This is a genomic window from Carboxylicivirga marina (genome assembly GCF_016612505.1).
GTDB classification, from domain to species: domain Bacteria; phylum Bacteroidota; class Bacteroidia; order Bacteroidales; family Marinilabiliaceae; genus Carboxylicivirga; species Carboxylicivirga marina.
The window spans coordinates 1-11,065 of the sequence record NZ_JAENRR010000102.1; the positions used below are offsets into that span (position 1 = coordinate 1).

General features: G+C 37.3%; 3 protein-coding genes. All 3 read right to left on the reverse strand.

The window, feature by feature from the left end; all coding sequences use genetic code 11:
* Positions 1 to 191: 191 nt before the first annotated feature.
* The 3 genes from JIV24_RS21335 to JIV24_RS21345 all read right to left on the reverse strand — a co-directional run bounded on the left by JIV24_RS21335 (position 192) and on the right by JIV24_RS21345 (position 10,599).
* Positions 192 to 4,244, reverse strand: a complete 4,053-nt coding sequence (locus JIV24_RS21335; RefSeq protein WP_200467116.1) for a hybrid sensor histidine kinase/response regulator transcription factor — start codon at positions 4,242 to 4,244, stop codon at positions 192 to 194.
* A 137-nt stretch (positions 4,245 to 4,381) separates the two neighbouring features.
* Complete coding sequence (locus JIV24_RS21340) at positions 4,382 to 6,064, reverse strand: peptide-N-glycosidase F-related protein (RefSeq protein WP_200467117.1); 1,683 nt, start codon at positions 6,062 to 6,064, stop codon at positions 4,382 to 4,384.
* 566 nt (positions 6,065 to 6,630) lie between these two features.
* The gene (locus JIV24_RS21345; protein ID WP_200467118.1) at positions 6,631 to 10,599 is read right to left on the reverse strand and encodes a hypothetical protein; all 3,969 of its coding nucleotides are present in this window, start codon (positions 10,597 to 10,599) and stop codon (positions 6,631 to 6,633) included.
* Between the last annotated feature and the right edge of the window lie 466 nt (positions 10,600 to 11,065).

Here is an 11,065-nt window from a genome sequence, read left to right on the forward strand (position 1 = left end):
TGGGATGGTTTTTGGAAACATTTTTCTGACGTATACTACACTAAAAATGCTGCGTAATATGAGAACTGCACCCTAAAAAATCAATCTGTGCTTTCGTATCAGCATTAACTATTGTAATTAGCAAAATGATTTATCAATCATTTTGGAATACAATTGGTATAACTTAACAGAAAGAACCGTTGCATAAGACACTACTCTTGCTTATTTGTCATACGGTATTGAAGTGGAGTAGTATCAAATTCAATTTTAAACAAGCGTCTGAAGTTTTTTAAGTCGGTATAACCAACTGTTTCAGCCACCTCCGATACACTAAGGTTTGTTTCAAGCATGTAACGGGCAGCTATTTTTAATTTAATTTGCTTCATCAACTCACCAGGTGCCAAACCGGTAACCTGCTTTAATCTTCGATAAAAAGTAGATAAACTCATGGCCTGTTGGCTAGCTAAAAACTCCTGATCCAAACAGGCATCTCCAACAAATTGCTCAATCAACTCAACTGTTTTGTTCAAAAAGAGTTCATCTTCGGCATCAATGGCCAGCTTTTGATCTCCAAATGTAATGTTTTTCGAAAAGTAGGCTTCCTGCTTCTTTTTAGCATTTATTTGCTGCTTTACTTTTTCGAGTAATAACTCCGGATCGAATGGTTTTGTTAAAAATAGATCAGCACCCTTTTTCACCCCTAACAAATGATCCTCACTGGAGCCTTTGGCTGTAAGTAAAATAACCGGAATATGCGTAGTATCCTCTTTATTCTTAAGGTGTTCGCACATTTCATAACCATCCATTTCGGGCATCATCACATCAGCCACAATAAGATCTGGTTTGTGATCGAGTGCTTTTTCAAGACCCTCTCGTCCATTTTCAGCCTCAATTACATGATAAAATTGTGAAAGCAACTCACTGGTATATGCAAGTACATCAACATTATCCTCAACTAACAGTATTTTTGATGTCTTATCGCTTTCTGTATGCTTTTCCAGTTTATAATCATTAAATACCAGTTCGGAGTTTACTACTGCAGTTTCAACACTTTCAACCTTTTGCCTGATTTCTTCTTTGTTAAAATGATCTTTCCCTTTTTTTAATACTACCGAAAATGTGGTTTGCTTATCAGGTTCGCTATTAACCAGTACCTTACCCCTATGCAAATCGATATAACTTTTGACCAGAGAAAGTCCAATACCTGAACCGATTACGGCCTGACTGCCCTCAACCTGGTAAAAACGCTTAAAAACATTCTTAACCTTTTCCTGTGGTATTCCGGCACCAGTGTTGGTTATATCAACCTGAAGCGTTTCGGCATTTTCAACCAGCTCTAATACTACTTTACCTCCTTCATTTACATTTTTAAATGCATTTGACAGCAAGTTATTAAAAACCACTTCGAGACGTTCGGGATCGAAATATATTTTAACTTCATAATCGGGTATACCTTGTTCAAATATGATATTCTTAATCTCAGCTAACTCAATAAAAGGTTCGGATATGGTATTTAAAAGCCCTACCATATCCTGCCGCGAAGCTTGCAGTTTAATTTTACCGGCATCCGCCTTTCGGAACTCCAATAATTGATTAACCAGATTATACAAACGAGAGGTATTTGATTGTACCAATTTTAATTTTTTAGCCAATCGTTCAACTGGTAAATCCTCAAGGTTATTCTTCAATAATTCATTAACCGGTGCCAAAATCAATGTTAAAGGCGTTCGAAGCTCATGGGATATATTCGTAAAAAACTTAAGTTTATAGTCATTCAATTTTCTATCCTGCTCCATGTATACCTTCTGTAGGTTTATCTCGTTTAGCATGCCTTGCTCTTTCTGGCTATACTTAACAAGTATATAAACCATCAAAACTATCAATGCTATGTAAATAAGGATGGCATACCACGATTTCCATGGAGCAGGTTTCACCTTAATATTGATAATCTTAGCCTGTTCGTTCCATAATCCATTACTATTTGATCCGAATAAATGCAACTTGTAATCACCAGCTCTTAAATTATTAAAAGATATAAAACGCCGGTTACCTAAATGATTAAGTTCTTTATCAAAACCTTCGAGCTGATAAGCATACTGGTTTTCACCTGGTGATTTATAGTCCAATGCAGCAAATTCAAACGAAAACTCAGTCTGTGTATGGTCCAATACAATTGATGTTTGCTCATTTAAATTACCCCCCCATTGCTCACTCTCATTTCTTACTTTCTCATTTAAAATCTTAAAATCAGTAATAACAATATTTGGTCTGAGTATATTATCCTTAACCTTCAAAGGATTGAAATAAGTAAGATCGGTATAGCCTCCAAAATAAATTAAACCATCCTCAGACACAAAGCTGGCCGAGGCAGAATAACTATCATCACCAAGGCCATCAGCCAGGTTATAATTTCGAAATAGTTTATTCTGTATATCAAACTGTGAAATACCACTATTGGTGCTCACCCAAATATGTCCGTTAGCATCATGTTCGATACTATTGATATAATCATTCGACAGGCCATCCCAAACCGAAAAATGTTGTAAATACCCCTGACCCTCATTATTAAAACTCACTTTGTTTAAACTGCAAGGTGTACCAAACCAAAGATTATCCTCATCATCAAAACGAAGGCAATTAATCACTTTTGCAATGGGTTTAATATCCCCAAGCAATAAAGCTTCAAGCTTAATAAAGCTGGTATCTGCATCATTATACTTAAAAACACCATTGTTAGTGCCTACCCATAATTTCTCCTCACTATCTAAGCTGAAAACATTGCATTTATCTGTCCCTAATCCTGAAAAATTACGTTTGAAGACGTTTTTAAGCTTAAATACACCAAACTCTTCTTTGTAAACCAGAATACCTTGTTCAAATGTTGCCACCCATAACTCATCTTTATGATATAATAAATCAAAGACTAACTTGGCCAGGTTAAACTTTGGATAAGCAAAGTGCTTTGCAGCCTTCACTAAAACCGGGATACCATCACTTTCATCAATAATATATAATCTGTCATTAACACCTACCCAAATACGTCCCTTTTCATCTTCATAGATGCTTTTAACACCTAATCCGTCCTTATTATAGAACTCATGGTCACGGGTAAAACTAACGTTAGTGTACTCCTTGCCATCAGTACTCATCAACAAGCCATTACCCCGACAACCAATCCATGTTCTGTTTTTAGAGTCGATTAAAATAGCTTCTACATACTTTTTACCAAAACTCTCATTTTCGACTCCTAAAGAATTAAAAGATTGCTTTTTCGATAATTTAACGACCCCGCCGCCACTGGTCCCCAGCCAAATATCCTCAGTTTGATCCTGATAAATTTCCAGAATCACATCAAAATTAATACTCTTTACATCAGCACTTGTTGGTTTAATATCAACAGGAGAAAATTGTTTCGTTTGCTTGTTGAAGTGATACAGGCCATCGCCCCAGGTTCCTATCCATATATGTCCATCGCTATCCTGATGAAGCGAATAACCATTTACTTGTTTTCCATCACCACCATTGGGCAGCAAGTATTGTTTCCCCTTAAACTTTCTGTAGTTAATCGACATCAAATTTAAACCCCACCCTACAAGCCACAAGCTATCTGCCTTAGCATCGTATAAAATATCGGTTACCTCGTGATAACCTTTCTTAAAATAAATTCTATTCCTCAGTGAATCTTTTCCGAAGAAAACTCCAGAACTGGTAGCAACCAAAATGGTACTATCAGCAGTTTGGACCATATCATTCACACGTAAACCTTCACAATAATTAATGATTGAGTCCTGTGAATTAGAATATTTATATACTCCGGCACCCCGGGTACCTATCCAGATATTTCCATCGAAATCATTCAAAAAGGAGATAACCTGTTTGTCTTCAAGCTCTTTCCAACCGGGTTGTGAAAACTGCTCGCTTTTAATGTCGAAAATTCCAATACCATCTGATTTGGTTCCCACATAAATATTGCCTTCGTTGTTGCTTAAAATACACTCAACCGATGGACTATGTAAGGAATTCACACCGGTAGTAGTGGGTTTATGGTGTAAAAAAGTATAACCATCATAGCGGTTCAGTCCACCTTCGGTACCAAACCACATAAAGCCATATTTATCCTGCATGATGGTTGTTACTACATTATTTGATAAACCATCATGCGACGACAAGTACGACCTGATATACTGTGCATTTACCTGTGCCTGCATCACACTCGAGCAAGCCAAATAAATAACGATAGAAAAAAATGTTTTTAACATCCCCATTTTAAACCCATTTATATTGGGTACAAAATACTAATTCTTACTTTTTGCCCGTATTACAAACTCTGCTTTTTTTAAAATATATAGAACAATTCAACTTTTAATGATTAAATCAAACAAATAGACTTTCAACAATAAACTCATAGACTTTCGTTAACAAAATTACCTACCAAAACACCGGTAACTCCCCAGTAATTAAAGCTTCTACCTGCTTGTTCTCCTTGATCAATCACCACTTGTAAAGTATGACTCCCTGGTGTCAAAGTATTTAATGGGATACGAAATGGGGATGTTAAAGTGCCAGGGCACCAATTTGAACGACTCAGATCGCTTGATGATAATCCGTTAGCAAAATTACCCGAGGCCGGGTTAAGTAAACGATAGGTAGCACAATCCGTTCGCCATGGTATTATTTCAAAAACTTCTTCGCCATCAATAAATACCTGATTCAATTTGGGGTTAAACTCGTCACCCCCACCCCAGCCACCATGGCCGGTTGTTGTGTATAATAATTCCAGGTTTTTCATATCCTCCGGAATCTCAAACGTCATCTTTAGTGTGTCCGTGCCAAAAAAGTGCCCCGCCAGCTGCCCCTGCACTTCCATCGTATTAATGGTTGAAAAAAGGGGCTCTACAAATCTGGAGTTGGATGATGGTGTATTTGAAAATGATGGAAAAAATTCAAAATCTAAACTAACTCTATGCCCAGCCCTACTGTAATTACTTACATAAACTCCCACCCATAAGCTTTTTTCATTGCTCGGTATTAATTGAGTAACCTCTTGTTCAAACGTGGCTTCTTCAGCCCAATCGTAATTATTTATTACCTTCTTATTATTATAATCTCCAATGCCAAAAGTGGTAAAGAAACGCATAATTTCAATGGGTGGTTCGTAATCTCCCTTTCGACAGATGCCATGGTATTTCTTTCCATTATTGGCAATGTATTCCGGCAGTGTCCAGAATCCATGCTGATAAGCTTTCAACAAACTCTCAGCCTCATTATTGGGCATTACAAATACAGAACCTACACGATCGTAAGCATCGCCATTAGACTGACAGGTTAATCGGGCATAAATCTGACCACTCTTTTGCATTTCAGGTGTTAGCTCAATTTTTTTTAGGATAACAGAGCCTTTTGCAAAATGATAAGTATGATTAGGTTCTAATACCGAATCTTTACAATGTTCCAATTTCCCATAGAAATTAATTTGCTCGTCTTTAAATACGGATAAGCGCGTAAATCTTGAATTAATCTTCAACTCTTCGAAACGTGCCCTGTCAACAAATTCTGCTTCTTTAATTGATGAGTCATCATAGTTAAACGACTTTAATTCGTCAATGGCACAAGCCCTAAGCTCTGAAGTACCATTGACTAAAATACGCAATACTAAAGCATCCTTTGAAGGTAAATAGGTACCACTAGGCGATCCTTTGGCTTTTGCATCTTCGGTATACCAAACATTTACTTTATTTGAAAACGATACATATGACACGTGCTTACATACATAGTTCATAATGGTATCGCTTATGCTACCTAAGTTAGGTTCAGACAATTCGCTGAAAGGTGTTACCTGTTTATACGCTTTTCCTTCAAAGTTGATTGTACTTACATTTTCCTGCTGCTGCAGATCAATAAAATGCTTTTGCTTCGCATCGGCATCAGAAAGATAAACCATACCATCGGCATAAATAATGTGAACCTTATCTTTTCTTTTTTCGGAATTGACATACTTCTCGTAGCTTACTTTATAAGCAACTTTATTTTGAGCAGTAAGCATCAATGGTAATAATACTAAAAAGAATGCTATTATTTTATTCATAAATTACTTATTACAACAGTCAAACATATTCTCAATAAACCTTTTAATCAGACAAATTCCTCGAGGCTTGCCTCGTGGGTATTATAGTTCTCCCCTGTTTTTTTCAGGGGAGATGTCCGATTTTTATCGGACAGAGGGGTTAATAAAGAAAATCCGGTTTTTAGCGGAGCTGAAATAAAGTTGACTATCCTCGAGGTTTGCCCCGAGGATAGTCAACTTTAAGGATTTTTTTATTGAAAATTGAGCTATTGATCGCTTTCTTAATTCACCTTTCTTATTATACCAGGTGTGCCAATAAAAAATTACCTTTCCTTAATAAAAGGATGTAATCTCAAATACTACCATGCCATAAGAGATCACATCCTTTACACTCCATTAACTTAAATAATACCAATAATTTACAATCAGTTATGGGTTATGCTTTATTCGGGTATTAGTTATGGGGAAATAATAATCCTCAGCTTCTTTTTCATCATTGTTTTTATGATTATTCTTACTCTAGATTTAAGCTTTATAATAACGGAAGCTGCTATGAGCAACAGCCTCCGTTATTAAAATCAGGAACTTTACTTGAAAAGTACTTTTGCAGTGTAAGTCTTACCATTAACGGTAGCACTCACTACTTTTAATCCTTTGCCAACATTTGGCACATGAATAGTTTGCGCAAATGTGTTATGATCTTTATACGCTGTCTGATTAAACTCAACCCTACCATTAACACCATAAACCACTAATGTCATTTCACCTATTTCTTCGGTATCGAGTTGCAGGTTCATTTGTCCATTTTGTACAGGGTTTGGAGAAACCGTTAATGATCCATCAACATTTGCATCTGATGCAAACAATGCAGTAGCATTATCTTTTTGTATCTCTACATCATCAATCATCCACCCCCAACCGGTAGCATCATAATCGGAATACATTCTGAAACGCACTAGTATAATATCGTCAGCTGCGAAAACATCTTGAAGATTAATAATATGCGTTTCAAATAAATCCTCAGAATTTGGTATTTGATCAAGTGATGTTGTTGTGTAATCGAGCCACTTTTGAGAATAGCCAACATCATAACCATCTTTAAGTGGTAACCAGTTTACTCCATCTTTAGTGCCCTCAACCACTACATAGTCCCAAAATGTATCATCGCCATAAACTGATCCTTCTGTACCTTGCTCAACAAATGCAATATCGCGGTAAGTCATGCTTGCTTTTGCAACATCCTCGCTAATAATAATCGGGTACTTTAAAGTATAACTATAATCAACTGACATCACGCCCTGATCGATTCCACCTTTATATGGATGTGGCGAATGAATGGCCCAGTTGTTAAAATAGCTTGATTTAACACTTAAATTCCCTCTAAAATCAGACTTCTCAACACTAAAATCATTCGTATAATTTGGAACAGCTGCCAACATTACAGGGTTATCAACACGCTTGTAGTTAGAGTATTGATTATTCGCTGATGTAATTGCAATGGCCTGTATATCAACTGTAGCAGTGTTAACATTGCAAGGCACTTCAAATAAAGCTCTCCCTGTCACTACATTATCCACCACTTTCTCAAGCTGACCATCCACATAAAATTCCAACTGATCACAATCATTAAACAACTCTAAATCCACACCAAAACTTCCATTGGGTTGTTTACCCACTTCACTAATATACGGACTTCTACTCACTTCAATCTCCGGTATATCCAATGTCCAGATACCCAAACCATGTGTACCTACTACCACTTGTTGACCAACAATTTTCATGTCCCATATACACACTGCCGGTAAGCCATTATCGGCATAGTGCCACGACTGTCCGCCGTCAGTTGATTCAAATATTCCTATCTCGGTACCAGCCCATAGAATATCAGTATTGTGCGGCATTACCACCATAGTATATACAGCTACATCAGGAAATCCGGTGCTACTACTTGTTCCTCCATTAAATCCGGTGATGTCCTCCCATGTCTGTCCTAAATTACTAGTTCTGTATATTTTGGCATGATCACTCTTTGCGAATACCAGATAGGCTGTATTAAAATCAGTGGGGTGAGCCACAATGTTTGTAAGAGCAGCAGCTCCATTAGGCACAATAGATGACTTGATAAAACTACGTCCACCATCGGAAGATAATGCTACCGAAAAGTTGTTTCGCGTACTTACTCCTTTCCCGGCCCATACATAACGGCTATTTACAGGACTTATTTCTGTGTGATTATGCGCGGTGAATGTTGGCCATGTGCCGTCGGGCATAACTACTTTATTCCAGGTATCTCCAAAATCATAGGATGTCCACAGCCAGGTTAATCCACCTGTCATCATCATCTCCGGATCAGAAGGCGCATTGGTAAGCCTGGTTATAAATGGCGCATAATTCTGCGATGTTTCAGGAAAATCAGCCTTACTCCAATTTTGGCCACCGTCTTTAGTAATATAGATACTATTGTAGTATTGCGAACCTGCAAATTTTTGCCCATCATATGGGTGCCATATGGCTTCAAAACCATCACCTCCAATGGTAAAAGTCCAATTACTTAAATTATCCGGATTTTCAGTCGATAAGAAAGTTCCGTTGTCCTGTGTTCCCCCAAAATACTTATTCTTTGTTGGGTGTTTAGCTATACCATAAAATTGAGTGGTTACATATCCACCTATAGGGAATGTCCAGGTTACGCCACCATCGTCTGACAAATTCACTCCACCATCGTTACCATTGATAATTCGGAAAGGATTACCGGCATTCTCTACAATGGTCAGGTTGTGATGATCGGCATGTGCGTACTGTGCTGAACCGACAGGCGCATTCCAATAAGCTATTGGCTTAGAAGTAATTTTTCGGTCTTCAAGTATTGTCCTGATAAATTTAAGCTCGATCAGTGGCCAGGTAGAGACATCATTACTGACTCCGGTTTTTAAAAGCGGATTAAAGAAATATAAAAGATTAGAGACTATCCCACCATTCTTAGCAATATCAGGAGAAGGAGTGGTAGCCGAATATTCAGTAGAATGAATAAAAATTTGCTCCAGACTGTTCTCCGACACATCAAATACGCCATTCTCATCCTGGTCTCGGAATGAAACCATTATCTGGTTACCCGTATTAATATCAATCACTTCAAAAGGCACATCCACATAATCCTCATAAATGTGTGATTCTGTAAAAGCCTTAGTAGCAGTGGTGCCACCAACAGTAAAACGGTGTGCTTTTTGTGAAGCGCCATTTCCAAAACGAATCTGCACACTTCGGGCTAAAGCATCATTTGCAAGGTTAAAGGTGAGTAATGCTTGATCCATATGAGAACCGCTGATATTACGATAATCCAGATAAGCAGCTGTCGTATTCTCAATTCCCAGCTCAATCGACTCTGAACCACTTACTTTACTAACAGTAACCTCAGAAATATTAAACTGGCCACCAATAAATAATTTATTTTCATCGCTTGGGTGAGCTGCCAGTGCATTGTTATAAAAACCTTGCTGCCCTAAAAACACAACTTTAGTATCATATACCGTTTTTTCCCATTTTAAACCGCCATCGATTGAAAGGTAAAGTTCCGAAGTATTATCCAAAGCAAATACATAATCAGGATTAACTTTTGAAATACATAACTCAATTCGGCCAGTAGTAATTGATTCTCTTAACGACCAGGTATCCCCGCCATCGGTTGAAGCTAAAATACCTTTGTCATATTCTCCTGCAAACTGAATATTAAAATCGGTAGGATGATAAATTAAATCCTGTACGTTGTTACCATTATAAACATCTGTCCATGAAGTCCCTCCATTGGTACTTTTGAATATCCCTATAGAAGTAGCTGCCAGCACTTCATTTTCATTAGCAGGATTTACAATTAAACGACTTACATATCTAAATCGATTATCAGCTACCGTACTTGCCAGCTGAACCCAAGTTTGCCCCTTATCGGTACTCTTAAATATACCATCACCCATAATAGCATCTGCATTAAAAAATGCTTCGCCGGTACCTGCATATATTACATTGGTATTAGATTGCCCCATAGCTAAGGTACAAACCGCTATATTGGGCCATTCAGTTGATAAGAATTCCCAGTTCTGTCCGGCATCAATTGTTTTCCAAACACCACCGCCTACAGCTCCTACAAACCAAGTATTACCTGTTGTATCGTCCGGATCTACAAGCAAAGTTCTTGTACGCCCTGCCACATTACCCGGACCACGGTGTTTCCAATCCAGATTTACTTTGGCGCTTTTCAACATTGCTCTACGCTGCTTTGCGCTTTTTAATTCTGTAAACTTATAATTTATTGGATAAGTCTTTGATGGGTCGTCACCTGTTTTCAGATAATTAATATACTTTACAAACTCATCCGGGTGATCAAATTTACTGTAACCGGCTGCACGTTTTTCAGCTTTATTTGCCTTGTATTGAGCTATTAATTGCTCTGAAGTAAATGTTTCTGCCTTATATTCTTCTTTCGCTGCTTCATTTTTTGAGAAAAGCATTACCACACATGCTATCAACACTGTAACAAATAATACATAGTAGATCTTTTTCATTATTTTTATGAATTTAGGCCTCAATACTTATGTATCGTAACCATATTAGTTTTTAATTTTTATGCAAGATGAGGAAATAGGCTCCTGAATAAGTTATATGATCATTTCATAAATGATGGGTGACTACGTCACAATTGTATTCAAGAGAATTAAAAAGGGGGCATATTCATTCACCTTACAATATAAACGCTTATATTTCAACATCATACGCAAACACCTAAATTACCTATTATACCCGTTAAATACGTGGAAGACATTGGCTAACACCTGTGCTAACTTCACATGGGGCGTGATAGCATATCAATTATTGAATATTACGCATGTATATTTGGTGATTGAGGACAGAGCATATAATCACTTTTACCTATAAAGGAGGAATTCATACTGTTTTCTGTTTTTAACCGCTTTAAAAACTGGACCACTTTGTAGCACATGAAAAGTGAAACAAAATGGTAGAAGAAATCAT